Here is a 25131-nt window from a genome sequence, read left to right on the forward strand (position 1 = left end):
GATCGTCGGCATCCGCGCCACCTCGAAGACGACGGTTACCGGCGTTGAAATGTTCCGCAAGCTGCTCGATCAGGGCCAGGCTGGCGACAACATCGGCGCACTGGTTCGCGGTGTGAACCGTGATGGCGTTGAGCGTGGTCAGATCCTGTGCAAGCCGGGCTCTGTCAAGCCGCACAAGAAGTTCATGGCCGAAGCCTACATCCTGACGAAGGAAGAAGGCGGCCGTCATACGCCGTTCTTCACCAACTACCGTCCGCAGTTCTACTTCCGTACGACTGACGTGACCGGTATCGTCTCGCTGCCGGAAGGCACGGAAATGGTTATGCCTGGCGACAACGTCACCGTTGCCGTCGAGCTGATCGTTCCGATCGCGATGGAAGAAAAGCTGCGCTTCGCTATCCGCGAAGGCGGCCGTACCGTCGGCGCCGGCATCGTCGCTTCGATCGTCGAGTAATCTTCGCAACGGCCGCTCTCAACGGAGTGGCCGCTTCGATGACAATATTATGAAGCAAGTGGCTCCGGCCGCTTGCTTATTACAAGAAAATGTTGCACATGGCGCGCGAGCGCTATTTGCGCCCTGCTTCGTTTATCGAAGCGGGTGAAGACAGCAAACAATAAGGTGGGCCGAAAGGCCTGAAGACTGGATAGGGGCCCGGTTCGCCGCAGCCTCCATCGATCTTTGAAACCGGTGGTCCGCCTTAGGAATAAGAACAGCCCGTGCCTATCCGAAAGGCGCACGGGATAACAAACACAAGGATAACGTCGAATGAACGGCCAAAATATCCGCATTCGCCTGAAGGCGTTCGATCACCGCATTCTCGACGCTTCGACGCGCGAGATCGTGTCGACGGCGAAGCGCACCGGCGCAAGCGTCCGGGGCCCCGTTCCGCTTCCGACTCGCATCGAGAAGTTTACGGTCAACCGGTCCCCCCACATCGACAAGAAGAGCCGCGAGCAGTTCGAGATGCGCACGCATAAGCGCCTCCTCGACATCGTTGACCCGACGCCGCAGACGGTAGACGCGCTGATGAAGCTCGATCTCGCCGCTGGTGTCGATGTTGAGATCAAGCTCTGAGCCTGGCTCGAGCTGAGTTGGAAGGATTGAACCGATGCGTTCAGGTGTGATTGCACAGAAGGTCGGCATGACCCGCGTCTATAACGACGCCGGCGAACATGTTCCGGTAACAGTACTGCGTATGGAAGGCTGCCAGGTCGTAGCCCAGCGCACAGTAGAAAAGAACGGCTATGCCGCAGTTCAGCTTGGTGCTGGCACGGCTAAGGTCAAGAACACGTCCAAGGCCATGCGCGGCAACTTCGCAGTTGCCAACGTTGAGCCGAAGGCGAAGCTTGCTGAATTCCGCGTGACGGAAGACAACCTGCTTGACGTCGGCACCGAGATCAAGGCTGGCCACTTCGCCGCCGGACAGCTCGTCGATGTCACCGGCACGACGATTGGTAAGGGCTTTGCCGGCGCCATGAAGCGTCACGGCTTCGGCGGTCTGCGCGCCACGCACGGTGTGTCGGTTTCGCACCGCTCGCACGGTTCGACCGGCTCGCGCCAGGATCCGGGCAAGGTTTTCAAGAACAAGAAGATGGCTGGTCACATGGGCCAGACGCGCGTAACGACTCAGAACCTTGAAGTGGTTTCGACCGACGAAGATCGTGGTCTGATCCTGGTCAAGGGTGCAGTACCCGGTTCCAAGGGTGCCTGGATCATCGTGCGCGACGCCGTCAAGTCGGCCGCGAAGTAAGGGAGCCAGACCAATGGAATTCAACGTCAAGACCCTCGAGGGAAAAGACGCAGGGAAGGTTTCTCTTTCTGATGCGATTTTCGGTCTCGAGCCCCGCGAAGACATTCTCGCCCGCGTTATCCGCTGGCAGCTTGCCAAGAAGCAGCAGGGCACCCACCAGGCAAAGGGCCGCGCCGACGTATGGCGCACCGGCGCCAAGATGTACAAGCAGAAGGGTACGGGCCGCGCTCGTCACCATTCGGCTCGTGCTCCGCAGTTCCGCGGCGGTGGTAAGGCTCACGGCCCGGTCGCTCGTAGCCATGAACACGACCTTCCGAAGAAGGTTCGCGCTCTCGGCCTGCGTCACGCCCTCTCGGCCAAGCTGAAGTCCGACGATGTCATCATCATCGACAACCTGGTTGCTGCAGAAGCAAAGACCAAGGCTCTGGCTTCGACCTTCGCTACGCTCGGCCTGACCAACGCTCTCTTCATCGGCGGCGCTGAACTTGATGGCAACTTCAAGCTCGCAGCACAGAACATCCCGAATATCGATGTTCTGCCGATCCAGGGCATCAACGTTTATGACATCGTGCGCCGCGGCAAGCTCGTGCTTTCCAAGGCTGCCGTTGAAGCTCTAGAGGAGCGTTTCAAGTGACCGATCTTCGCCACTATGATGTGATCGTCTCGCCGGCGATCACCGAAAAGTCCACTCTGGTTTCCGAAAACAACCAGGTTGTTTTCAACGTCGCCAAGACGGCGTCGAAGCCGGAAATCAAGGCTGCAGTCGAGGCGCTCTTCGGCGTCAAGGTCACGGCCGTCAACACTCTGCTCCGCAAGGGCAAGACCAAGCGTTTCCGCGGTTTTGTCGGCAAGCAGAAGGACGTGAAGAAGGCTGTCGTGACGCTGGCTGAAGGCCAGACGATCGACGTCTCCACCGGTCTCTGAGGAATAAAAAGATGGCATTGAAAACATTCAATCCTACAACCCCGAGCCAGCGTCAGCTGGTCATCGTCGACCGCTCGTCGCTCTACAAGGGCAAGCCGGTCAAGGCGCTGACGGAAGGTCTGTCGAAGAGCGGTGGTCGTAACAACCTCGGCCGCATCACGGCTCGCTTCATCGGTGGTGGTCACAAGCGTACGTACCGCCTGATCGACTTCAAGCGTCGCAAGTTCGACGTCGAAGGCACGGTCGAGCGTATCGAATACGACCCGAACCGTACCGCGTTCATCGCGCTCGTCTCCTACGCTGACGGCGAACAGGCCTACATCATCGCTCCGCAGCGTCTTGCTGCTGGCGACAAGGTCATCGCTTCGGAAAAGGCTGTCGACGTAAAGCCCGGCAACACCATGCCGTTGCAGTACATCCCTGTTGGCTCCATCATCCACAACGTGGAAATGAAGCCGGGCAAGGGCGGTCAGATCGCTCGCTCTGCTGGCTCCTACGCTCAGCTCGTCGGTCGCGACCAGGGCATGGCGATCCTTCGCCTGAACTCTGGCGAACAGCGCCTCGTGCACGGCACCTGCCTTGCTTCGATCGGTGCGGTTTCGAACCCGGATCACGCCAACATCAACGACGGCAAGGCCGGTCGTACCGTATGGCGCGGCAAGCGTCCGCATAACCGCGGCGTTGTCATGAACCCGGTCGACCACCCGCACGGCGGTGGTGAAGGTCGTACCTCTGGTGGTCGTCACCCGGTTACTCCGTGGGGCAAGCCGACCAAGGGCAAGCGCACCCGGTCGAACAAGTCGACCGACAAGATGATCATGCGCTCGCGTCACCAGCGTAAGAAGTAAGAGAGGAAGTCTCCAATGGCTCGTTCAGTATGGAAAGGTCCGTTCGTTGACGGCTATCTTCTCAAGAAGGCTGAGAAGGTTCGTGAAGGCGGACGTGCAGAAGTAATCAAGATCTGGAGCCGTCGCTCCACGATCCTGCCGCAGTTCGTCGGTCTCACCTTCGGCGTCTACAACGGCAGCAAGCATGTTCCGGTCAGCGTCAATGAAGACATGGTCGGTCACAAATTCGGTGAATTCTCTCCGACCCGGACCTACTACGGTCACGGTGCGGACAAGAAGGCAAAGAGGAAGTAATCATGGGCAAGGCAAAAGCCGAACGCCGGCTGAAGGACAACGAGGCGCAAGCAGTCGCCCGTACGCTCCGCGTCAGCCCACAGAAGCTCAACCTGGTTGCTGCGGCCATCCGCGGCAAGAAGGTCGAACGTGCACTCGCTGAGCTGGAATTCTCCCGCAAGCGGATCGCCGGTGCTGTCAAGAAGACGCTTGAATCTGCAATCGCAAACGCCGAGAACAACCATGATCTCGACGTTGACTCGCTGGTCGTGGCTGAAGCCTACGTCGGCAAGTCGATCGTCATGAAGCGTTTCCACGCTCGTGGCCGCGGTCGTGCGTCGCGCATTGAAAAGCCCTTTGCGCACCTGACGATCGTCGTTCGCGAAGTTGAAGCTGCCACCGAGGAGGCCGCATAATGGGTCAGAAAATCAATCCAATTGGTTTCCGTCTTGGCATCAACCGTACCTGGGACAGCCGCTGGTTCGCGGACAACGCAGAATACGGCCAGCTGCTGCACGAAGACCTGAAGATGCGCAAGTTCGTCATGAGCGAACTGAAGCAGGCCGGTATCGCCAAGGTGGTCATCGAGCGTCCGCACAAGAAGTGCCGCGTCACGATCCACTCGGCTCGTCCGGGCCTCATCATCGGCAAGAAGGGCGCAGACATCGACAAGCTCCGCAAGAAGCTGTCGGACATGACGAATTCCGAAACGCACCTCAACATCGTTGAAGTTCGTAAGCCGGAAGTCGACGCTACGCTCGTCGCACAGTCGATCGCTCAGCAGCTCGAGCGTCGTGTTGCTTTCCGTCGCGCCATGAAGCGTGCCGTTCAGTCTGCAATGCGTCTTGGCGCCGAAGGCATCAAGATCACCTGCGCAGGCCGTCTCGGCGGTGCTGAAATCGCTCGTACGGAATGGTACCGCGAAGGTCGCGTTCCGCTGCACACGCTGCGCGCTGACATCGACTACGGCACAGCCGAAGCGGAAACCGCTTTTGGTATTTGCGGCATCAAGGTTTGGATCTTCAAGGGCGAAATCCTTGAGCACGATCCGATGGCCTCCGAGCGCCGCGCACTCGAGGGTGATGCTCAGGGTCCGGCTAGCCGTGACCGCGATCGTCGCCGCGACAACGCTTGATAGCGTTGGTGGCACATAAGTTCGGAGAATAAGAAATGTTGCAGCCAAAGCGTACTAAGTACCGCAAGCAATTCAAGGGCCGCATCAAGGGCGTCGCCAAGGGAGGTTCCGACCTCGCATTCGGCGAATTCGGCCTTAAGGCTCAGGAGCCAAACCGCGTGAATGCACGCGAGATCGAAGCGGCTCGCCGCGCGATCACGCGTTACATGAAGCGTGCTGGCCGCGTGTGGATCCGCGTGTTCCCGGATGTTCCGGTAACCGCTAAGCCGACCGAAGTCCGTATGGGTAAGGGTAAGGGCTCTGTTGAATATTGGGCATGCAAGGTCAAGCCAGGCCGCATGATGTTCGAGATCGACGGCGTCAGCGAAGAAATCGCTCGCGAAGCGCTTCGCCTCGGCTCTGCCAAGCTCTCGGTCAAGACGCGCTTCGTACAGCGCATTGCAGAGTAAGGAGCAAGGCACATGAAAGCCGAAGAAGTTCGCGGCCTGACGGCCGATCAGCTCAAGGACAAGCTCGCCGACCTGAAGAAGGAGCAGTTCAACCTGCGCTTCCAGAAGGCCACCGGTCAGCTCGAAAAGTCCTCCCGCGTCAATGAAGTTCGCAAGGACATCGCCCGCGTGAAAACCATTGCCCGCCAGAAGGCGGCAGAAGCAAAGGCCTAAGAATATGCCGAAGCGCATCCTGCAGGGCGTCGTCGTTGGCGACAAGAACGAGAAGACTGTAGTTGTCCGCGTTGAGCGTCGTTTCGCTCATCCGCTGATGCAGAAGACCGTTCGTCGTTCCAAGAAGTACAAGGCCCACGACGAAAACAATCAGTACAAGATTGGCGATACCGTATCCATCGAGGAATGCGCGCCGATCTCCAAGGACAAGCGCTGGACGGTCGTAGCCGCCCAGGCCAAGTAAGAATTTCGCGCGAGGCCTTGCGTCTCGCGCAAATTTCTGTATGAAGCAGCGTCAGAACGCTCGTTCGTCGAGCGTTCTTTTGCTTTGAGCGCACGGAAGGTCCCGTAGGGAAACCACCCTGGCACGATCGATCCCGCGCTATTCAAGCTAATGCCGTATTTCGCCTGCTCTTGTGGCAAGCGGTCGGCTGAAAATTTTCATATGCCGGGGTAGGGGGCGCAAGCCCAACCATTCCGGTAAACCAAGAAGGCGACCTGATATGATTCAGATGCAAACAAACCTCGACGTGGCGGATAATTCCGGCGCACGTCGTGTCATGTGCATCAAGGTGCTGGGCGGTTCTAAGCGCAAGTATGCTTCGATCGGCGACGTTATCGTCGTTTCGATCAAGGAAGCTATTCCGCGCGGCCGCGTGAAGAAGGGTGACGTGATGAAGGCGGTTGTTGTTCGCACCGCCAAGGAAATCCGTCGCGTTGATGGTTCCATCATCCGCTTCGACACCAATGCAGCAGTCCTCATCGACAACAAGAAAGAGCCGATCGGCACTCGTATCTTCGGACCGGTTCCGCGCGAACTTCGCGCAAAGAACCATATGAAGATCATCTCGCTCGCTCCAGAAGTACTGTAAGGAGCGCGAACGATGCAAAAGATTCGTAAGGGCGACACGGTCGTCATGCTCGCAGGCAAGGACAAGGGCCGTACCGGCGAAGTCCTCCAGGTTCTGCCCAAGGAAGATCGCGCCGTAGTTCGTGGCGTCAACGTCGTGAAGCGCCACCAGCGCCAGACGCAGACCCAGGAAGCTGGCATCATCAGCAAGGAAGCTTCGGTTCACTTGTCCAACGTCTCGATCATCGACAAGGATGGCAAGCCCACCCGCGTCGGTTTCAAGGTCGTTGACGGCAAGAAGGTCCGTGTAGCTAAGCGTTCCGGTGAGGTGATCTGATGGCTGAGGCAAAGTACGAGCCGCGGCTCAAGAAGGAATATGTCGAGCGCATTCGTGCGGCGATGCAGGAGAAGTTCTCCTACGCCAACGAAATGATGATCCCGAAGCTCGACAAGATCGTTATCAACATGGGTGTTGGCGAAGCAACGGCTGATTCGAAGAAGCCGACTGTTGCCGCCGCCGATCTGGCCGCTATTGCTGGTCAGAAGCCGGTTATCACCCGTGCTCGCAACTCCATCGCTGGCTTCAAGGTCCGCGAAGATATGCCGATCGGCGCAAAGGTTACCCTGCGCGGCGCTCGCATGTACGAGTTCCTGGACCGTCTCGTGAACATCGCGCTTCCGCGCGTTCGCGACTTCCGCGGCCTGAACCCGAAGAGCTTTGACGGCCGTGGCAACTTCGCCATGGGCATCAAGGAGCACATTGTGTTCCCTGAGATCAACTACGATAAGGTTGATCAGATGTGGGGCATGGACATCATCGTTTGCACGACGGCCACCAAGGACGACGAAGCACGGGCTCTGCTCACAGAGTTCAACTTCCCGTTCCGTCAGTAACCGTAACGACGAGCGTAGAAAAGGAACCACACATGGCGAAGACAAGCGCAGTCGAAAAGAACAAGCGCCGCCGTATTACGGTCGCTAACCAGGCCGCTAAGCGGGCTGAGCTGAAGGCGATCATCATGAACCAGGCTCTTCCGATCGAAGACCGGTTCAAGGCCTCGATCAAGCTGGCATCCCTGCCGCGCGATGGATCGAAGACCCGTATTCGCAACCGTTGTGAAGTATCGGGCCGTCCGCGCGCATACTACCGCAAACTGCGCATGTCGCGTATCGCGCTGCGTGAACTCGGCAATCTCGGCAAGGTGCCGGGCATCGTCAAGTCGAGCTGGTAAGGAGCAGGTTAGATGACAATGACTGATCCGTTGGGCGATATGCTCACTCGCATCCGTAACGGCGCTTCCCGCCGCAAGTCGTCGGTTTCGACGCCTGCTTCGAAGCTCCGTGCACGTGTTCTCGATGTTCTGCAGGCTGAAGGCTACATCCGTGGCTACTCCCTTGTCGATTTCGGCAATGGCAAGTCTGAGCTCAGTATCGAGCTGAAGTACTACGAAGGCGCATCGGTGATCCGTGAGATCGGCCGTGTGTCCAAGCCGGGCCGCCGGGTTTATGTCTCGGTCAAGTCCATTCCGCAGGTCGCGAACGGTCTCGGCATCACCATCCTTTCGACTCCGAAGGGTGTGATGGCCGATCACCAGGCTCGCGAACAGAACGTTGGTGGCGAGGTTCTTTGCTCGGTATTCTAATACCGAGCATCGATCTCCATAGCGAACAGACAGGATATAAAAATGTCTCGTATCGGTAAGAAGCCCGTTCAGATTCCTGCTGGGATTACGGCTACGGTCGAAGGCCAGAAGGTTACTGCAAAGGGCCCGAAGGGCGAGCTGTTCTTCGTCGCAAACGACGAAGTCGGCGTTAAGCTCGAAAACAACGCGGTTGTCGTGACGCCGCTCACGCAGTCGAAGGATGCTCGTTCGAAGTGGGGCATGTCCCGCACGATGATCGAGAACATCTTCACGGGTGTTAAGGACGGCTACGAGCGCAAGCTCGAGATCAACGGCGTTGGTTACCGCGCGTCGCTTCAGGGCAAGAACCTGCAGCTCGCTCTCGGTTTCAGCCACGACGTGATCTATGAGCCGCCGCAGGGCATCACGATCGCTGTTCCGAAGCCTACTGAAATTGTTGTCACCGGCATCAATAAGCAGCAGGTCGGTCAGGTCGCCGCTGAAATCCGCGAATACCGCGGTCCTGAGCCTTACAAGGGCAAGGGCGTCAAGTATGCCGGCGAACGCATCGTTCGCAAAGAAGGCAAGAAGAAGTAAGGAACACGCGAAATGGCTAGCAGGAAAGAAGCACTTGCACGTCGTGCCAACCGCGTGCGCCGTCAAATCAAGGCGGTGGCCAATGGCCGTCCGCGCCTGTCGGTTCATCGCTCCTCGAAGAACATCTACGTTCAGGTTATCGACGATGTTGCTGGCAAGACGCTCGCGTCTGCCTCGACCCTCGATAAGGACCTGCGCGGTTCTCTGAAGACCGGTGCTGACACGGCAGCCGCCGCCCTCGTAGGCAAGCTCGTTGCTGAGCGCGCCTCCAAGGCTGGCGTCAAGGAAGTCGTATTCGACCGTGGCGCCTTCATCTACCACGGCCGCATCAAGGCCCTGGCCGATGCAGCTCGCGAAGGCGGTCTGTCCTTCTAATTAGATTTCCGGCCGGAGCCAAAAGCTTCCGGCCGGATCTTCACCGGACCGCAAACGCTCCTCGATAGGGGAGGCTGATGCGGTCCTCGTTTTGTCTGCCGTTCCACCCGCAAAAGAAAAAGGAAAAGGACAATGGCACAGGAAAGAAGAGGTTCTCGCGACGATCGCCAGAACCGCGAAGAACGCGATAGCGAATTCGTCGACAAGCTGGTCGCGATCAACCGAGTTGCTAAGGTTGTTAAGGGCGGCCGTCGTTTCGGTTTCGCCGCTCTCGTCGTTGTCGGCGACCAGAAGGGCCGCGTTGGCTTTGGTCACGGCAAGGCACGCGAAGTGCCGGAAGCAATCCGCAAGGCGACTGAAGCTGCCAAGCGCGAACTGATCTTCGTACCGCTGCGTGACGGCCGTACCCTGCATCACGACGTTCACGGCCGCCATGGCGCCGGCAAGGTTCTGCTTCGCTCGGCCAAGGTCGGTACCGGTATCATCGCCGGTGGTCCGATGCGCGCTGTTTTCGAAACGCTCGGCGTTCACGACGTCGTCGCCAAGTCGACCGGTTCGTCGAACCCATACAACATGGTTCGCGCTACCTTCGACGCTCTGAAGCATCAGGTTCACCCGAAGGACATCGCAGCACAGCGCGGCATCAAGTATGCAACGCTTCAGGCTCGCCGTGCCGCTTCCGGTAACGCTTCTGAAGAATAAGAGGAGCTGATCCATGGCCAAGGCTACTAAGAAGACCGAAGCAAAGACGGTTACCGTCGAGCAGATCGGCAGCCCGATTCGCCGTCCGGATGTCCAGCAGCGCACGCTGATCGGTCTCGGGCTGAACAAGATGCACCGTCGTCGCACGCTGGAAGATACCCCTTCCGTTCGTGGCATGATCCGTGCTGTCCAGCATCTCGTTCGCATCGTCGACGAGAAGTAAGCAGGGAGTATTCGCTATGAAACTCAACGAAATCAAAGACAACGAAGGTTCGACCCATAGCCGCAAGCGCCTCGGCCGCGGTATCGGTTCGGGCTCCGGCAAGACCGGTGGTCGCGGTGTGAAGGGTCAGAAGTCCCGTTCGGGCGTCGCCATCAACGGCTTCGAAGGCGGTCAGATGCCAATCTACCGTCGCCTGCCGAAGCGCGGCTTCAACAACATCTTCAAGGCCGACTTCGTTGTCGTGTCCCTGGAGCGTGTTCAGGCTGCGATCGATGCTGGCAAGCTCGACGCCAAGTCCACGGTTGATGCAGCAGCTCTCAAGGCTGCCGGCGTTATCCGCCGCGTCAAGGACGGCGTTCGCGTTCTCGCCGACGGCGAGCTGAAGGCAAAGGTCAAGTTCGAAGTTGCTGGCGCTTCCAAGCCGGCTGTCGAAAAGATCGAAAAGGCTGGCGGTTCCGTCACGCTTCTTTCTGCCGCAGCTGCGGAATAATTTAAACTATGATAAACCGCCCGGGGTGCTTCACACCGGGCGGTTTTTCTCCCATATGTGAGCCTCACAAAGCCGGCGCGGATGCACGTGCATCACGGCGGTCGAAAGAAACGAGGGTGAGGCATAGATTGCGCCCGCAATCCGTCCGAAGCCCGCTTTTGAATAATTCAGAATGCCTGTCCCGGGTCCGCCCTTGTTTGGCTTGAGCTCGAAATAGGCAGCGCGGAGAAACGCATGGCGTCTGCAGCGGAACAGTTGGCTTCCAACCTCAATTTCTCGACCTTCGCCAAAGCCGAGGACCTCAAGAAGCGCCTGTGGTTTACACTGGCAGCTCTCCTCGTCTACCGGCTCGGGACCCACATTCCGCTCCCGGGCCTGAACCCGGAAGCCTACGCTCAGGCGTTCCGCAGCCAGTCCGGCGGCATTCTCGGCCTTTTCAACATGTTTTCGGGCGGCGCTGTCCAGCGCATGGCGATCTTCGCGCTCGGCATCATGCCCTACATCTCCGCTTCGATCATCGTGCAGCTGATGACCTCGGTCGTACCTGCGCTCGAGAACCTGAAGAAGGAAGGCGAGCAGGGCCGCAAGATCATCAACCAGTACACCCGCTACGGCACCGTTCTTCTTGGCGCCCTGCAGGCCTACGGCATCGCCGTCGGTCTCGAAAGCGGGCAAGGGCTGGTGGTCGATCCAGGCATCTTCTTCCGCGTCTCCACCGTCATCACGCTGCTCGGCGGCACGATGTTCCTGATGTGGCTTGGCGAGCAGATCACCTCGCGCGGCATCGGCAACGGCATTTCGCTGATCATCTTCGCCGGCATTGCCGCCGGCCTGCCGACAGCGCTTGCCGGCACGCTTGAGCTCGGCCGCACCGGTGCACTTTCGACAACACTGATTCTCGCGGTTATCGTTGTTGCGATCGCGGTCATCGCGGTTATCGTCTTTGTCGAACGCGCCCAGCGTCGTCTTCTGATCCAATATCCGAAGCGTCAGGTCGGCAACCGGATGTTCCAGGGCGATACGTCGCATCTGCCGCTCAAGCTCAATACCTCGGGTGTTATCCCGGCGATCTTTGCATCGTCGCTGCTTTTGCTGCCAGCGACGATCGCGGGCTTTGCCAACACCACTGCGCTCCCGTCTTGGGCAACTGCGATGGTGGCGGCACTCGGTCACGGCCAGCCGCTCTACATGCTGCTCTATGCGCTGCTGATCGCCTTCTTCGCCTTTTTCTACACGGCCATCGTTTTCAATCCGAAGGACACGGCCGACAACCTGAAGAAGCACGGCGGCTTCATCCCCGGCATCCGCCCGGGCGAGCGCACCGCCGAGTACATCGATTACGTGCTGACCCGCATTACGGTCATCGGTGCGATCTATCTCGTCTTCGTCTGCATTCTGCCGGAAATTCTGGTGTCGCAAACGGGCATTCCGCTGTCCCTCGGTGGCACGTCGCTTCTGATCGTTGTTAGCGTAACTCTCGATACGGTGGCACAGATCCAGGGTCACCTGATCGCGCAGCAGTACGAGGGCCTGATCAAGAAATCGAAGTTGCGTGGAGGAAAGAGGGGGCGATGAGACTTATACTGTTAGGGCCGCCGGGCGCGGGTAAGGGGACCCAGGCTCAGCGTATCGTGGAGAAGCATGGCATTCCGCAGCTTTCCACGGGCGATATGCTTCGAGCCGCCGTTCAGGCCGGCACCGAGGTTGGCAAGCGCGCCAAGGCCGTCATGGACGCTGGCAAGCTTGTCTCCGACGACATCGTCATCGCCATCGTGTCCGAGCGTATCGATCAGGCCGACTGTGAGAACGGTTTCATCCTCGACGGTTTTCCGCGCACGCTGGTTCAGGCGGACGCGACGGAAGCCATGCTGAAGAGTAAGGGCATCGAGCTCTCGAAGGTCGTCGAAATCCAGGTCGACGACGCTATCCTGGCGGACCGCGTTTCCGGCCGCTACACCTGTGCGAACTGTGGTGCCGGCTATCACGACACCAACGTCAAGCCGAAGGTGGAAGGCGTCTGCGACCGTTGTGGCTCGACTCACTTCAAGCGTCGCCCGGATGATAACCGCGAAACAGTCGTCACCCGTCTCGGCGCCTACTACAAGGAAACATCGCCGCTGATCGGCTACTACTATGCCAAGGGCAAGTTGCAGTCGGTGGATGGCATGGCAGACATCGATCACGTCACCGGCGAGATCGAGGGCATACTTTCGAAGCTGTAAGGCTTTGGAAATAAAACTTGGCGGGAGCGGTTGCTTTTAAGCGCTGATTCCGTTAAACACCGCGCCAACTCGCGATATCTGATGCGATCGGCGCGGACTTCCCACGGGAATTCCGGGTTCGATCGTTTTGACTTGTTGAGAACCTGAATTGTAATTGCGGCCTCAAGGCCGTGTAACGAGACACCACTTGCCGGATGGCAACTGGAACGCAAGGAGAATAGGCGTGGCACGTATCGCTGGCGTCAACATCCCGACCGCAAAGCGCGTTGTAATCGCGCTGACGTACATTCACGGGATCGGTCCGAAATTCGCACAGGAAATCATCGAGAAGGTCGGTATCCCTGCTGACCGTCGCGTGAATCAGCTTACTGACGCTGAAGTCCTGCAGATCCGCGAAACCATCGACCGCGATTACCAGGTCGAAGGTGACCTGCGTCGCGAGACCTCGATGAACATCAAGCGTCTGATGGACCTCGGCTGCTACCGCGGCCTGCGTCATCGCCGTGGCCTTCCGGTCCGCGGTCAGCGCACGCACACCAATGCTCGCACCCGCAAGGGTCCGGCAAAGGCGATCGCTGGTAAGAAGAAGTAATTTCCGGGAAACCGGGAGTGTGGGGGCTGGCGGTCTGCGCCGGCCTCTTTTGAGTTTGGGGCAGGGCCGCAAGGTCTCGTTCCGGTGTAGCCGCTGGCATTACGGCGGTGCAGAGATCCAAGAAAGGGATTTAAATGGCCAAGGAAGCCGTACGCGTTCGCCGTCGCGAACGTAAAAACATTTCGTCGGGCGTTGCTCACGTCAACTCGACCTTCAACAACACGATGATCACGATCACCGATGCACAGGGCAACGCCATTGCCTGGTCGTCTGCTGGCGCCAAGGGCTTCAAGGGCTCGCGCAAGTCGACCCCGTTCGCCGCTCAGATCGCTGCTGAAGACTGCGCCAAGAAGGCTCAGGAACACGGCATGAAGTCGCTGGAAGTTGAAGTTTGCGGTCCGGGTTCGGGTCGTGAATCCGCTCTGCGCGCGCTCCAGGCTGCTGGTTTCATGATCACGTCCATCCGCGACGTGACCCCGATCCCGCACAATGGTTGCCGCCCGCGCAAGAAGCGCCGCGTCTGATCATCGCCATTCACAACATCGGTGAGCGGATCCTCGCTCCCGATGCTTCTCAAGCTCGGTTGTCACGATTGGATGGTGGCAACGAACGGAAGGCAAAAATATGATTCAGAAAAACTGGCAGGAATTGATCAAGCCGAACAAGGTCGAGTTCTCTTCGAGCTCGCGCACCAAGGCGACGCTCGTAGCAGAGCCGCTGGAGCGCGGTTTTGGCCTGACCCTCGGCAACGCGCTTCGCCGTGTTCTGCTGTCCTCGCTGCGCGGTGCCGCAGTGACGGCCGTGCAGATCGATGGCGTGCTGCATGAGTTCTCGTCGATCCCCGGCGTCCGCGAAGACGTGACCGACATCGTACTCAACATCAAGGAAATCGCCATCAAGATGGATGGCGACGACGCAAAGCGCATGGTCGTGCGTAAGCAGGGCCCGGGCGTTGTAACGGCTGGCGACATCCAGACGGTCGGCGATATCGAGATCCTCAACCCCGAGCATGTGATCTGCACGCTCGACGAGGGCGCCGAAATCCGTATGGAATTCACCGTCAACAACGGCAAGGGCTACGTTCCGGCCGATCGCAATCGTGCGGAAGATGCTCCGATCGGTCTCATCCCGGTCGACAGCCTTTATTCGCCGGTCAAGAAGGTGTCCTACAAGGTTGAAAATACCCGCGAAGGACAGGTTCTCGACTACGACAAGCTGAACATGACCATCGAAACCGATGGCTCGATCTCCGGCGAAGATGCCGTCGCTTTCGCGGCTCGCATCCTGCAGGATCAGCTTGGCGTGTTCGTCAACTTCGACGAGCCGCAGAAGGAAACCGAAGAGGAAGCAGTCACCGAACTCGCTTTCAACCCGGCCCTCCTCAAGAAGGTAGACGAGCTCGAACTGTCCGTTCGTTCGGCAAACTGCCTGAAGAACGACAACATCGTCTACATCGGCGACCTCATTCAGAAGACCGAAGCAGAAATGCTCCGCACGCCGAATTTTGGTCGCAAGTCGCTGAACGAAATCAAGGAAGTTCTCGCTTCCATGGGCCTGCACCTCGGCATGGAAGTGCCGGCATGGCCGCCTGAGAACATCGAAGATCTCGCCAAGCGCTACGAAGACCAATACTAACCATCAAACGGCGGGCGAGAGATGCCTGCATGTGAAGGAGAATAGCAATGCGCCACGGTAAAGCCGGCCGCAAGCTGAATAGAACCGCTAGCCACCGCAAGGCAATGTTTGCCAACATGGCGGCTTCGCTCATCACCCATGAGCAGATCGTGACCACCCTGCCGAAGGCCAAGGAAATCCGTCCGATCGTTGAAAAGCTCGTAACCCTCGGCAAGCGCGGCGACCTGCACGCTCGTCGTCAGGCGATCTCGCAGATCCGCGACGCCGCTGTCGTTTCGAAGCTCTTCGACACGATCGCTTCGCGCTACGCAACCCGCAACGGCGGCTACCTGCGTATCATGAAGGCCGGCTTCCGCCAGGGCGACAACGCCGCTCTCGCCGTCATCGAATTCGTTGACCGCGACACCTACGCCAAGGGCGCAGCCGACAAGGCTCGCGTTGAAGCCGAAGCAGCTGCTGCTGAAGCCGCTTGATATTCTTCCGGTTCACCGGAAGCAAAACAGCCGGGCTGAAAAGCCCGGCTGTTTTCGTTTGTGGCATTGGCAAGGGCGGCCGTTCGCTTTCGCCGTCTAGCTACGGCGTTCTTCGCCATAGCAGCGCGACCATCTGGAGCAGGCCTAGCAGCCCTGCGACGTTTCCCCATATCTGATACGGCGTGATCTTCAGCTCCAGTTGGAGCTCTCTGCTGTCGGCGGGGATTGTAGCGAGGATCATCCCGGTCTGGGGATCGGCACGTAACGGCAGCTCGCGCCCAGTCGAGATGTCTTTTAGAGACCATAGCGGAAAGTAAGCCTGTGCGATCCGAACCTCGGTGGCATTTTTGACGTTCGCGTGAATCCGCAACGTCGAGCCCGCTCTTTCCATTTTCAGACGCTCGTCGGTACCGGCAGGGGGGAACGCTTCAATTGGCGAAAATGTCCGCGCCAGAGCTTGATAGCGTTCAGGACCGGCTGCCTCCCTGTAAAGATCGCTACGAACGACCGCCGGAAGCCAATACTCATCGGGTAAGATGCAGCAATGAAGCGCATCGCTGTCGAGCGTTGGTGGTCGGTCGAGATAAATATATGAAACGGCGTCCAATCGAGCGAGAAGGGAGGTCCCGGCGACCGTCAGCAGGAGGATGTAAACCAGCCAGATCGGCCGAAAATCGTATCGAATCTTCGCCAAGGCAAGTCGCAACGCGATGATAAGGGCGGTCGCTGAAAGAAAGTCCGCCGCGACACCCAATCTGAAAGGGAATTGAGTGTTTCGGAGCGGACCGATGTTCAGCCAGATCCATTTCGACGGTTCCGACATCATGAAAAGGATGAAAGCGATACCGATAGCGCAAGCGGCAGCCGTCGCCCTCAGCTTGTCCACACGGCCGGCTGACCGTTCGGGCGATGGTATCGACTTGGGCGACGCGATTACGCAAAGAGCGGCCCCTAAACCCAGCACGGCTGCGAAGAGAATGGAGCCGTAAAAGACTGCGCCCGTGCTGAATGAAAAGCCGTGGGGCAACAACCAGTTCTCCGGGAGGAAATGGGGATCGGCAAGCCAGGCATCCTGGCGAAGGAGGGGACGCAGCCCCAAGGCCGGCAGCAGGTAGGGTGCAGCCAGGAGCACGCCGCCCGAGCCGACGAGCCCAAGCCTTATCAGACCTCGGCCGATGTCGTCGCCGCGATAACAAACGGCAGTCCAGACGACCATGATTGGGGTTATCAAAAGCGCGCTTGGAATGTGGGAATAGATGATGCCTGCATATCCGGCTATGGCAACGATCCAGCGCTTCCCCCCGGGAGGACAATACTGCAATCCGGATAACATCAGCGGCAGGCAAATATAGGCAAAGCCTTCGCCAAACGCGTTGCGCATTTCGATGTCGAGAAAATGATATGGCAAAGCCATGTAGAGCATCGCACCAAGAAGTGCGAAACGCCCGCCGATCAGCTTTCGAACGAAGAAGAAATACGTGACCCCTGCGAGCCAGTACATAAGAAGATGAAGCGCAGTGAGTTGCGACGTGATGGATAGGCCGGGCAATACGAAGTGGAGAGCGGAAGCCGTGTAGAACGGCAGAGGCCCATAGAAATAGAAGACGGGGCTGCCGATATTCTCCGGGTAGTCAAAAAGCCACCTGGGATAGAGATCACCCGACGCTATCTGTGCCGTAAACGCTCCGCTCCACGGAACGTTATAGCGCGTGCTGTCACCGAATGGATATCCGTAGAAGAAGTGGAAGCGAACCAGTACCAAGGCGAAGGCGGCCAATACGCCTGCGGTGAAAAGCGATGCCCGGACCGATCTGGCTTCCACACGAAACTCCGGCAAAAATGCCTCAATGAAGCGGCCATTTCTGATCCTGCGCGATTGTCGTCGCAGTAAAAGCCACTTCTACGGGAGAGCCGTTAACATTCTAAAATAGTCAACGCTATGCGATTCCGGGATCACATTGTTTTTCCGGTATAGTCGACGTCGTTGCGGCAGGACCTTTCAGGCGGCTTTGGCTGCGACCGTCGCAGCTCGCTTGGCCGCCCTACGCCGCCCCATCAAGATCGGTCTGTACGAGCGGTAGAGGATCATCAGGATGATCAGCCCGACGTAGATGTATTGCTCGAGGTCGAGGATCTTCGTCGATAGCGCGAAATGCACGGCGCCGCAGGCCGCGATGATGTAGATCAGCTTGTGCAGCCAGTTCCATTTCGAGCCGAGCTTGCGGATTGAGAGGTTGTTGGATGTCACGGCGAGCGGCACGAGCAGAATGAGCCCGGCCATGCCGAACATGATGAACGGCCGTTTCATCACATCGTCGATCACCGCCGCGAGATCGAGCGCCTGGTCGAGCACCATGTAGACGGCGAAGTGCATGACGACGTAGTAGAAACAGAGCAGTCCCAGCGCCCGGCGGTAGCGCAGATAATTCCAGCCAAGCAGATCGCGGGCAGGGGAGACGGCAAGCGTCAGGATGAGAAAGCGCAGCGCCCAGAGCCCGAGGAAGAGCTCAAAGGTTTTCACCGGATCCGCGCCGAGCTGGTTGGTGGCGCCGAGATAGAAATACCACGCGGCGGGCGCCAGCCCGACGACATAGAGCAGCCAGACGGATGCCGAATGCCAGCGCTTCGGCAGGCTGAGCGACGGGAGCGCCATCAGAAGTTCGCCTTCAGGTCCATACCGGCATAGAGGCTCGCCACCTCGTCGGCGTAACCGTTGAACGGCAGCGTCGGATGACGGCTGGCGCCGAAAAAGCCGCTTTCACCGATCCGGCGCTCGCTCGCCTGGCTCCAGCGCGGATGATCGACGGCGGGATTGACGTTGGCGTAGAAGCCGTATTCCTGCGAATTGGTGATCTGCCAAGTGTTCTTTGGCTCCTTGTCGGTCAGCGTGATGCGCACGATCGACTTGATGCCCTTGAAGCCGTATTTCCACGGTACGACCAGCCGGATCGGCGCGCCGTTCTGGTTGGGTAGCGTCTCGCCATAGATGCCGACGGCAAGCAGCGTCAGGGGGTGCATCGCTTCGTCGAGCCGCAGACCCTCGACATAGGGCCAGTCGAGCGATTGGAAGATGCCCTGCTGTCCCGGCATTTCCTCCGGACGCACCACCGTCTCGAAGGCAACGTACTTGGCGCTCCCGAGCGGCTCGACCTTGTTCAGAAGTGCGGCCAGCGGGAAGCCATCCCAGGGGATGACCATCGACCAGGCCTCGACGCAGCGCATGCGGTAGGTGCGACTCTCGATCGGGAATTCCTTCATCAGCGCATCGATATCCAGCGTGCCGGGCTTGCCGACCATGCCGTCGACCTTGATCGTCCAGGGCAGCGGCTTGAAGTTGCCCGACAGCGCAGACGGGTCGCCCTTGTCGAGCCCGAACTCATAAAAGTTGTTATAGGTGGTCACGTCCTTCTTCGGCGTCACCTTCTCATCGACCTTGTACTTGCTCTCGATGACCGAGAGCGCCGCGGCGCCTGCCTTGCCGGCGCCGAAAACGCCCATGGCGCCGATCGCGGCGGCGCCGAGAAATTCGCGGCGGCCGAGATAGACCTGGCGCGGTGTGATCTCCGAAGAGGCGATCTTGGGTGGACGATAAACGGGCATGAAAACCTCCTGAGCAACATGGCTCGGCATGGACCTTGAACGCATTCGAGGTCAATTCGGATCACTGTTTACGCCTTCGCCCCCGCGGTCGGGAAGCCAACTTTTTGTGTAGCCAAATCATCGCCGCGGCCTGTAACAAAACGTATTCCGCCCACGTATATGCCCGATGGACGCTTGAGGCGTACCGGAGAGTACCGCTTTTGCCTTTCCCGGTAGTGACACCATATACGCTTTGGATTAGGACAGTTCCAAAAAGCAGCGGTATCGGGCTTGTGAATTCACGCGCCTGATACCGTCAACGACTTCCGGTAGTTTGAGGAAACGCCAATGCCAGCTTATCGTTCGAGAACCACGACCCACGGCCGCAACATGGCGGGTGCGCGCGGCCTTTGGCGCGCCACGGGCATGAAGGATTCGGATTTCGGCAAGCCGATCATCGCTGTGGTCAACTCCTTTACCCAGTTCGTGCCGGGCCACGTTCACCTCAAGGATCTCGGCCAGCTCGTCGCGCGCGAAATCGAAGCGGCTGGCGGCGTCGCCAAGGAGTTCAACACGATCGCCGTCGACGACGGCATCGCCATGGGCCACGACGGCATGCTCTACTCGCTGCCCTCGCGCGAGTTGATCGCCGACAGCGTCGAGTACATGGTCAACGCGCACTGCGCCGACGCCATGGTCTGCATCTCCAACTGCGACAAGATCACCCCCGGCATGCTGATGGCATCGCTGCGCCTCAACATCCCGACGGTCTTCGTCTCCGGCGGTCCTATGGAAGCCGGCAAGGTCGTCCTTCACGGTAAGAAGGTCGCGCTCGATCTCGTGGATGCCATGGTCGCAGCCGCCGACGACAAGATCAGCGATGAAGACGTCGCCGTCATCGAGCGCTCCGCTTGCCCGACCTGCGGCTCCTGCTCCGGCATGTTCACGGCGAACTCGATGAACTGTCTGACCGAAGCCCTGGGCCTGTCATTACCCGGAAACGGCTCGACACTCGCAACCCATTCCGACCGCAAGGAACTTTTCCTTGAAGCAGGTCGTCGCGTGGTCGAACTCGCTCGCCGCTACTACCAACAAAACGATCTGACCGCTCTGCCGCGCACCATCGCCAGCAAGGGCGCGTTCGAAAACGCCATGGCGCTCGATATCGCCATGGGCGGCTCGACCAATACCGTTCTGCACATTTTGGCGGCGGCACATGAAGGTGAGATCGATTTCACGATGGACGATATCGATCGCCTGTCGCGTCGCGTTCCCTGCCTTTCGAAGGTCGCCCCTGCCAAGGCGGACGTTCACATGGAAGACGTTCACCGCGCGGGCGGCATCATGGCGATTTTGGGCGAACTCGACCGTGCCGGCCTGCTCAATGTCGATCTTCCGACCGTCCACGCGCCGACCATGCGCGAAGCGCTGGCACAGTGGGATGTCGCGGTCACCGACAACAAGGCCGCCTTCGATCTCTTCAGCGCCGCCCCCGGCGGTGTTCCGACACAGGTTGCCTTCAGCCAGAGCTCGCGCTGGGAGGAGCTCGACCTCGACCGCGAGACGGGCGTCATCCGCGATGCCCAGCATCCGTTCTCCAAGGATGGCGGCCTCGCTGTCCTAAAGGGTAACCTCGCGCTCGACGGCTGCATCGTAAAGACAGCGGGCGTCGATGAATCGATCCTGAAGTTTTCAGGCCCGGCCAAGGTCTATGAGAGCCAGGACGCTGCAGTTAAGGCTATCTTGTCCAACCAAGTCGTCGCCGGCGATGTCGTCGTCATCCGCTACGAAGGCCCGAAGGGCGGCCCGGGCATGCAGGAAATGCTTTACCCGACCAGCTATCTGAAGTCGAAGGGCCTCGGCAAGGCTTGCGCCCTGATCACCGACGGCCGCTTCTCCGGCGGTACCTCGGGTCTGTCGATCGGCCACGCTTCTCCAGAAGCGGCCAATGGCGGCACCATTGGTCTCGTCCGCGAAGGCGACATGATCGATATTGATATCCCCAACCGCACCATCAGCCTGCGTGTCGACGACAAGGAACTTGCCGCTCGCCGCGCCGAGCAGGAGGAAAAGGGCTGGCATCCGGCGGAGCAGCGCAAGCGCAACGTCACGACAGCATTGAAGGCTTACGCCGCCTTCGCCACCAGCGCCGACCGCGGCGCCGTGCGCGATCTCGGAGGTCGCTGAGCCTACTGATTGAAAATCAGTTGCCTGTTTCGACCGGTCGCGTCACAGCGGCCGGTTGATCTTTTTATAGGTCTCGTCCAGCTGCTTCATCCGCTCGTCATAGGTGGCCTTGATGCAGGCGGCATCGGCGGCGCATTCCTGGCGCTTCTTCAGCCATGCGGTCTGTTCGTCCTGCAATGTGCCGCGTGAGCCCATCGCCAGCAGTCCCGAAAGAAGATCGAAGGTCGTCACCATCTTCACGTCGGCGTCGTTGAGCGTGCGGTCGGCGCAGATCGTCTTTTCATCCGGCTTCAGTTCCGTCGCCTCGCAGTCGAAGCTGGCGGCCCGGGCGCCATTGGCAAGGATGAGTACGCCCGAGGTGCAGGCGAGAGCGAGGAAAGCGCTACGAAGTCGTGTCATGCAAGGATTCCTGTGTGATCTCAAAGCGCGCGATAGAGCGCCATCGCCAGGAAGATGATGCACAAACACCAGACGGCAAGGATGAAGATCAGCCCGGCGCGGCTGTATGGACGCTCAAGACGCGTGGACGCCGCGGCGCGAAGCTCCGCCATCAGCTCCGTGGGGATGAGGCGGATCGCCAGCATGATTCCCAGCGGCACGATGATCAGGTCGTCGAGATATCCCAGCACCGGGATGAAATCGGGAATGAGGTCAACCGGCGAAAGGGCATAGGCGGCCACCGCGCCAGCCACCAGTTTCGCATGCCAAGGCACCCGCTCGTCGCTGGCCGCAAGCCATAGCGCCACGATGTCTCTCTTGAGTGACTTGGCCCAGCTTTTGGCCTTTGATATCAGTTGCATGTCGTTTGTTTCTGAATCGGTTTGAGAACGACGTTCAGCACTTCGTGAGCTGCCTTATTCTTCATGCTTCCGCCCTCTTTCCTTTCTAGCGTCCGGCGCTACAACCTCTCTTGCAAGCAAGTTTCTGAAGGGATACCCATGCCATACCTGTCCAAGCGCGTCGCCCTGCCGTTCCTGGCGCTGGTGCTCGCGCTGCCAGTCGCTGCCAACGCCGAGACCTTGAAGACCGTGCCGCAGAGCCAGATGGAGATGCAGCTTTCCTTCGCGCCGCTGGTCAAGCAGACATCCGGCGCCGTCGTCAACGTCTATGCGGAAAAGACGATCCGGCGCCAGTCTCCCTTTGCCGGCGATCCCTTCTTCGAGCAGTTCTTCGGCCAGCAGATGCCGAACCGCAGCGAAAAGCAGTCGTCGCTCGGCTCCGGCGTGATCGTCGAAGCGAACGGCACGATCGTCACCAACAATCATGTTGTCGACGGTGCCGATGACATCAAGGTGGCGCTGTCGGATGGACGCGAGTTTCCCTGCAAGGTCGTGCTGAAGGACGACCGTCTGGATCTCGCCGTCCTGAAGATCGATACCAAGGAAAATCTTCCGGCTCTCTCGATCGGCAATTCGGATGCGGTCGAAGTCGGCGATCTTGTGCTGGCCATCGGTAATCCCTTCGGCGTCGGCCAGACGGTGACGTCGGGTATCGTCTCGGCTCTTGCGCGCAACCAGGTCGTCAAGAACGAATTCGGCTTCTTCATCCAGACTGACGCCTCGATCAATCCCGGCAATTCCGGCGGCGCATTGATGAACATGAAGGGCGAGCTGATCGGCATCAACACCGCCATCTTCTCGCGCGGCGGCGGCTCCAACGGCATCGGCTTCGCCATCCCCGCTAATCTCGTGAAGGTGTTCCTCGCTTCCGCCGATAGCGGCGTGAAGGCTTTCGAGCGTCCTTACGTCGGTGCCACCTTCGATGCCGTGACCTCGGAAGTGGCAGAAGCGCTCGGCCTCGACAAGGCGAGGGGCGCGCTTGTGGTCAAGGTCGCCGAAGGCAGCCCGGGCGCCAAGGCCGGCCTGAAGCCGGGCGAGATCGTCACTGCTGTCGATGGCATTCCCGTCGAGCATCCAGATGCGCTTCTCTATCGCTTGACCACCGCGGGCCTCGGCAAGTCGGTCAACCTCTCCGTCGTCGAAAATGGGAAGGAGCAGACCGTTGCGCTGGCGCTCGGCCGCGCGCCGGAGACATCGCCCCGCGACCAGCGCACCATCGCCGGCAACTCGCCGTTCACCGGCGTCGTCGTCGAGAACCTGTCGCCCCGCGTCGCCGACGAGCTGCGCATGCCCAGCGAAACGAGCGGCGTCGTCGTATCCGAAGTGAAGGACGGTTCGGTAGCGTCGCGGCTCGGCTTCGAACCCAAGGATATCATCGTCTCCATCAATGGCACCGCCGTCGGCACGACCAAGGAACTGGCAGCCGTTGCGTTGCAGCAGCCGAACTTCTGGCGTGTCGAAATCGAGCGCGATGGCCAGCGCATCCGGCAGTTCTTCCGATGAGCAATGATCTCTTCGCGCCGCGTGTTCCAGCGGAGGTCGCCAACCGGCGGCCTCTGGCGGACCGGCTTCGTCCGCAGTCGATCGCCGAAGTCACTGGCCAGGAGCACCTGACCGGTGAGGATGGCGTGCTGAGAAGGATGATCGAAAGCGGCTCGTTGGGATCGATGATCTTCTGGGGGCCGCCCGGTACGGGCAAGACGACGGTCGCAAGGCTGCTGTCGGGCGAGGCGGGGCTCGCCTTCGAGCAGATTTCCGCCATCTTCTCCGGCGTTGCCGATCTGAAGAAGGTGTTCGAGAGCGCCCGCCTGCGCCGCATGGACGGGCGCCAGACGCTGTTGTTCGTCGACGAGATCCATCGCTTCAACCGCGCCCAGCAGGACAGCTTCCTGCCTGTCATGGAAGACGGCACGGTTATCCTTGTGGGAGCGACGACCGAAAACCCGTCCTTCGAACTCAACGCCGCTCTTCTCTCTCGCGCCCGAGTGCTGACGTTCAAGTCGCATGACGACGAAAGCCTGGGCGAATTGCTCACGCGTGCCGAAGCCACAGAGCAGAAGCCTCTGCCGCTGACGCCCGAGGCCCGTGTCAGCCTGCTGCGCATGGCAGACGGCGACGGCCGCGCGGTGCTGACGCTCGCGGAAGAAGTCTGGCGCGCTGCCAGGCAGGGCGAGACGTTCGACACCGAGGGGCTGACGCGCATCGTGCAGCGCCGGGCGCCTGTCTACGACAAGGCGCAGGACGGCCACTACAATCTCATCTCCGCGCTCCACAAGTCGGTCCGAGGCTCGGATCCGGATGCAGCGCTCTACTATTTGGCCCGGATGTTCGATGCCGGCGAGGATCCGCTCTATCTCGGTCGCCGCCTGGTGCGTATGGCCGTCGAGGACATCGGCCTTGCCGATCCCCAGGCGCTGGTCATCTGCAACGCCGCCAAGGATGCCTATGATTATCTGGGTTCGCCCGAGGGTGAGCTGGCGCTGGCGCAGGCCTGCGTCTATCTCGCCACCGCGCCGAAATCCAACGCCGTCTACACGGCGTTCAAGGCGGCGACGGTGGCGGCCAAGCAGAACGGCTCGTTGCTGCCGCCGAAACACATCCTCAATGCGCCGACCAAGCTGATGAAGGACGAAGGCTATAACGAAGGCTACCGCTACGACCACGACGAACCCGATGCCTTCTCGGGACAGGATTATTTCCCGGAGAAGATGGGGCGCCAGACCTTCTACGACCCGCCGGAGCGCGGTTTCGAACGTGATATCCGCAAGCGGCTGGAATGGTGGTCGAAACTCAGGAAAGAGCGCAACCAGCGCTGATCAGGAAGCGCGCATCTGACCTGGGGGTGCGGCGATGATCTTCACCGCCGAGTCTGCCAGCCCATGATGGCCTTCCATATCGACGACAAGATGCCAGTTACCGCTCTCGGGGATCGCCAGCCTAATGGGCGATTTCCGAGCCACGCCGCCTACATACTTGAAGTCGAGCACTTCGGTAAACCGCTGGTAATTCGTCGCCGTCATCAGCCGCACGTTGGCAACCGCGTTCAGCGTCACCTCGATGATCGTTCCGGCGCGTTGTTCTTCGAGATTGTAATGAGTGAAGCGGAAGTTGGGTTTCGGCATCGGCGTTCTGCTGTCGGTCGTCTATCACGA

The 25131-nt window shown here is 59.6% G+C and carries 37 protein-coding genes; 31 read left to right on the forward strand and 6 right to left on the reverse strand.

All coding sequences use genetic code 11. The features are described 5' to 3' along the window. The 28 genes from QTL95_RS25955 to rplQ form a co-directional block, all read left to right on the forward strand. The coding region (locus tag QTL95_RS25955) for an EF-Tu/IF-2/RF-3 family GTPase (RefSeq protein ID WP_336622297.1) at positions 1 to 454 on the forward strand (454 nt) is incomplete at its 5' end. A gap of 312 nt (positions 455 to 766) precedes the next feature. Next, complete coding sequence (gene rpsJ / locus QTL95_RS25960; protein ID WP_003547547.1) at positions 767 to 1075, forward strand: 30S ribosomal protein S10; 309 nt, start codon at positions 767 to 769, stop codon at positions 1073 to 1075. A gap of 34 nt (positions 1076 to 1109) precedes the next feature. Next, positions 1110 to 1751 carry a 50S ribosomal protein L3 gene (gene rplC / locus QTL95_RS25965; RefSeq protein ID WP_037177353.1) on the forward strand — a complete coding sequence of 214 codons (642 nt, stop codon included), beginning with the start codon at positions 1110 to 1112 and terminating at the stop codon, positions 1749 to 1751. 13 nt (positions 1752 to 1764) lie between these two features. Continuing rightward, on the forward strand, positions 1765 to 2385 hold the full coding sequence (gene rplD, locus QTL95_RS25970) for a 50S ribosomal protein L4 (protein WP_037177355.1): 621 nt from the start codon (positions 1765 to 1767) through the stop codon (positions 2383 to 2385). Beyond that, entirely contained in the window at positions 2382 to 2675 is a 294-nt protein-coding gene (locus QTL95_RS25975; protein WP_037177356.1) for a 50S ribosomal protein L23, read from the forward strand. Before rplD ends, QTL95_RS25975 begins: the two co-directional genes overlap by 4 nt. An 11-nt stretch (positions 2676 to 2686) precedes the next feature. Further along, positions 2687 to 3523 carry a 50S ribosomal protein L2 gene (rplB, locus tag QTL95_RS25980; protein WP_037177359.1) on the forward strand — a complete coding sequence of 279 codons (837 nt, stop codon included), beginning with the start codon at positions 2687 to 2689 and terminating at the stop codon, positions 3521 to 3523. Between the two features lie 15 nt (positions 3524 to 3538). Further along, positions 3539 to 3817, forward strand: a complete 279-nt coding sequence (rpsS, locus tag QTL95_RS25985; RefSeq protein ID WP_007531666.1) for a 30S ribosomal protein S19 — start codon at positions 3539 to 3541, stop codon at positions 3815 to 3817. 2 nt (positions 3818 to 3819) lie between these two features. Beyond that, positions 3820 to 4212, forward strand: a complete 393-nt coding sequence (rplV, locus tag QTL95_RS25990; RefSeq protein ID WP_018900271.1) for a 50S ribosomal protein L22 — start codon at positions 3820 to 3822, stop codon at positions 4210 to 4212. After that, complete coding sequence (rpsC, locus tag QTL95_RS25995; RefSeq protein ID WP_018857109.1) at positions 4212 to 4931, forward strand: 30S ribosomal protein S3; 720 nt, start codon at positions 4212 to 4214, stop codon at positions 4929 to 4931. The genes rplV and rpsC overlap by 1 nt, the downstream gene beginning before the upstream one ends. Before the next feature lie 35 nt (positions 4932 to 4966). Beyond that, positions 4967 to 5380: a 50S ribosomal protein L16 gene (rplP, locus tag QTL95_RS26000; protein WP_003573792.1), complete on the forward strand. Its 414-nt coding sequence runs from the start codon at positions 4967 to 4969 to the stop codon at positions 5378 to 5380. Positions 5381 to 5392: 12 nt separating this feature from the next. Next, positions 5393 to 5593 (forward strand): 50S ribosomal protein L29, encoded by a 201-nt coding sequence (gene rpmC, locus QTL95_RS26005; RefSeq protein ID WP_016553554.1) that lies wholly within the window; start codon positions 5393 to 5395, stop codon positions 5591 to 5593. A 4-nt stretch (positions 5594 to 5597) separates the two neighbouring features. Beyond that, complete coding sequence (gene rpsQ, locus QTL95_RS26010) at positions 5598 to 5837, forward strand: 30S ribosomal protein S17 (protein WP_037177362.1); 240 nt, start codon at positions 5598 to 5600, stop codon at positions 5835 to 5837. 259 nt (positions 5838 to 6096) lie between these two features. Beyond that, complete coding sequence (rplN, locus tag QTL95_RS26015; protein WP_018900268.1) at positions 6097 to 6465, forward strand: 50S ribosomal protein L14; 369 nt, start codon at positions 6097 to 6099, stop codon at positions 6463 to 6465. Between the two features lie 12 nt (positions 6466 to 6477). Further along, positions 6478 to 6780, forward strand: a complete 303-nt coding sequence (gene rplX / locus QTL95_RS26020; protein ID WP_018900267.1) for a 50S ribosomal protein L24 — start codon at positions 6478 to 6480, stop codon at positions 6778 to 6780. Continuing rightward, the gene (rplE, locus tag QTL95_RS26025; protein ID WP_037177365.1) at positions 6780 to 7337 is read left to right on the forward strand and encodes a 50S ribosomal protein L5; all 558 of its coding nucleotides are present in this window, start codon (positions 6780 to 6782) and stop codon (positions 7335 to 7337) included. Before rplX ends, rplE begins: the two co-directional genes overlap by 1 nt. A gap of 32 nt (positions 7338 to 7369) precedes the next feature. Continuing rightward, positions 7370 to 7675 carry a 30S ribosomal protein S14 gene (gene rpsN / locus QTL95_RS26030; RefSeq protein ID WP_018900265.1) on the forward strand — a complete coding sequence of 102 codons (306 nt, stop codon included), beginning with the start codon at positions 7370 to 7372 and terminating at the stop codon, positions 7673 to 7675. 12 nt (positions 7676 to 7687) lie between these two features. Further along, positions 7688 to 8086, forward strand: coding sequence for a 30S ribosomal protein S8 (gene rpsH, locus QTL95_RS26035; RefSeq protein WP_037177374.1), 399 nt, complete (start codon positions 7688 to 7690; stop codon positions 8084 to 8086). A gap of 42 nt (positions 8087 to 8128) precedes the next feature. Continuing rightward, positions 8129 to 8662, forward strand: coding sequence for a 50S ribosomal protein L6 (gene rplF, locus QTL95_RS26040; RefSeq protein WP_289722758.1), 534 nt, complete (start codon positions 8129 to 8131; stop codon positions 8660 to 8662). A gap of 12 nt (positions 8663 to 8674) precedes the next feature. Next, on the forward strand, positions 8675 to 9037 hold the full coding sequence (gene rplR, locus QTL95_RS26045) for a 50S ribosomal protein L18 (protein ID WP_037177377.1): 363 nt from the start codon (positions 8675 to 8677) through the stop codon (positions 9035 to 9037). Positions 9038 to 9169: 132 nt separating this feature from the next. Next, positions 9170 to 9739, forward strand: coding sequence for a 30S ribosomal protein S5 (rpsE, locus tag QTL95_RS26050; protein ID WP_016553561.1), 570 nt, complete (start codon positions 9170 to 9172; stop codon positions 9737 to 9739). A 13-nt stretch (positions 9740 to 9752) separates the two neighbouring features. Then, positions 9753 to 9962: a 50S ribosomal protein L30 gene (gene rpmD, locus QTL95_RS26055; RefSeq protein WP_016553562.1), complete on the forward strand. Its 210-nt coding sequence runs from the start codon at positions 9753 to 9755 to the stop codon at positions 9960 to 9962. Positions 9963 to 9978: 16 nt separating this feature from the next. Then, positions 9979 to 10452, forward strand: a complete 474-nt coding sequence (gene rplO / locus QTL95_RS26060) for a 50S ribosomal protein L15 (protein ID WP_016553563.1) — start codon at positions 9979 to 9981, stop codon at positions 10450 to 10452. 234 nt (positions 10453 to 10686) lie between these two features. Further along, on the forward strand, positions 10687 to 12027 hold the full coding sequence (gene secY / locus QTL95_RS26065) for a preprotein translocase subunit SecY (protein ID WP_289722759.1): 1341 nt from the start codon (positions 10687 to 10689) through the stop codon (positions 12025 to 12027). After that, positions 12024 to 12674: an adenylate kinase gene (locus QTL95_RS26070; protein ID WP_289722760.1), complete on the forward strand. Its 651-nt coding sequence runs from the start codon at positions 12024 to 12026 to the stop codon at positions 12672 to 12674. The genes secY and QTL95_RS26070 overlap by 4 nt, the downstream gene beginning before the upstream one ends. 223 nt (positions 12675 to 12897) lie before the next feature. Continuing rightward, entirely contained in the window at positions 12898 to 13266 is a 369-nt protein-coding gene (gene rpsM, locus QTL95_RS26075; protein ID WP_018900258.1) for a 30S ribosomal protein S13, read from the forward strand. A 134-nt stretch (positions 13267 to 13400) separates the two neighbouring features. Beyond that, entirely contained in the window at positions 13401 to 13790 is a 390-nt protein-coding gene (rpsK, locus tag QTL95_RS26080) for a 30S ribosomal protein S11 (protein WP_003547577.1), read from the forward strand. Between the two features lie 100 nt (positions 13791 to 13890). Next, entirely contained in the window at positions 13891 to 14901 is a 1011-nt protein-coding gene (locus QTL95_RS26085; protein ID WP_007787729.1) for a DNA-directed RNA polymerase subunit alpha, read from the forward strand. Between the two features lie 47 nt (positions 14902 to 14948). Continuing rightward, entirely contained in the window at positions 14949 to 15374 is a 426-nt protein-coding gene (rplQ, locus tag QTL95_RS26090) for a 50S ribosomal protein L17 (RefSeq protein ID WP_007531696.1), read from the forward strand. 100 nt (positions 15375 to 15474) lie between these two features. Here the strand turns inward: rplQ and QTL95_RS26095 are convergent, their stop codons facing one another. From QTL95_RS26095 to msrP, 3 genes are all read right to left on the reverse strand, one after another. Next, positions 15475 to 17196: a hypothetical protein gene (locus tag QTL95_RS26095; RefSeq protein WP_289722761.1), complete on the reverse strand. Its 1722-nt coding sequence runs from the start codon at positions 17194 to 17196 to the stop codon at positions 15475 to 15477. Between the two features lie 177 nt (positions 17197 to 17373). Further along, positions 17374 to 18027, reverse strand: coding sequence for a protein-methionine-sulfoxide reductase heme-binding subunit MsrQ (gene msrQ, locus QTL95_RS26100; protein ID WP_289722762.1), 654 nt, complete (start codon positions 18025 to 18027; stop codon positions 17374 to 17376). Next, the gene (msrP, locus tag QTL95_RS26105; protein ID WP_289722763.1) at positions 18027 to 18974 is read right to left on the reverse strand and encodes a protein-methionine-sulfoxide reductase catalytic subunit MsrP; all 948 of its coding nucleotides are present in this window, start codon (positions 18972 to 18974) and stop codon (positions 18027 to 18029) included. The genes msrQ and msrP overlap by 1 nt, the downstream gene beginning before the upstream one ends. Before the next feature lie 327 nt (positions 18975 to 19301). On the opposite strand from msrP, the gene ilvD reads away from it, so the two are divergent. Next, on the forward strand, positions 19302 to 21140 hold the full coding sequence (gene ilvD / locus QTL95_RS26110) for a dihydroxy-acid dehydratase (RefSeq protein WP_289722764.1): 1839 nt from the start codon (positions 19302 to 19304) through the stop codon (positions 21138 to 21140). Positions 21141 to 21182: 42 nt separating this feature from the next. Here ilvD and QTL95_RS26115 read toward each other — a convergent pair whose 3' ends face one another. Next, positions 21183 to 21539 (reverse strand): lysozyme inhibitor LprI family protein, encoded by a 357-nt coding sequence (locus QTL95_RS26115; protein ID WP_289722765.1) that lies wholly within the window; start codon positions 21537 to 21539, stop codon positions 21183 to 21185. 20 nt (positions 21540 to 21559) lie between these two features. Next, positions 21560 to 21940: a YkvA family protein gene (locus QTL95_RS26120; protein ID WP_289722766.1), complete on the reverse strand. Its 381-nt coding sequence runs from the start codon at positions 21938 to 21940 to the stop codon at positions 21560 to 21562. A 138-nt stretch (positions 21941 to 22078) separates the two neighbouring features. Between QTL95_RS26120 and QTL95_RS26125 the strand changes: the two genes are divergently transcribed. Then, on the forward strand, positions 22079 to 23482 hold the full coding sequence (locus QTL95_RS26125; protein WP_289722767.1) for a DegQ family serine endoprotease: 1404 nt from the start codon (positions 22079 to 22081) through the stop codon (positions 23480 to 23482). Beyond that, the gene (locus QTL95_RS26130; protein ID WP_289722768.1) at positions 23479 to 24795 is read left to right on the forward strand and encodes a replication-associated recombination protein A; all 1317 of its coding nucleotides are present in this window, start codon (positions 23479 to 23481) and stop codon (positions 24793 to 24795) included. The genes QTL95_RS26125 and QTL95_RS26130 overlap by 4 nt, the downstream gene beginning before the upstream one ends. Here QTL95_RS26130 and QTL95_RS26135 read toward each other — a convergent pair whose 3' ends face one another. Further along, entirely contained in the window at positions 24796 to 25101 is a 306-nt protein-coding gene (locus QTL95_RS26135) for a DUF1883 domain-containing protein (protein WP_289722769.1), read from the reverse strand. It abuts the gene before it with no gap. Between the last annotated feature and the right edge of the window lie 30 nt (positions 25102 to 25131).

It is taken from the genome of Rhizobium sp. S152 (genome assembly GCF_030380735.1).
Classification (GTDB): Bacteria; Pseudomonadota; Alphaproteobacteria; order Rhizobiales; family Rhizobiaceae; genus Rhizobium.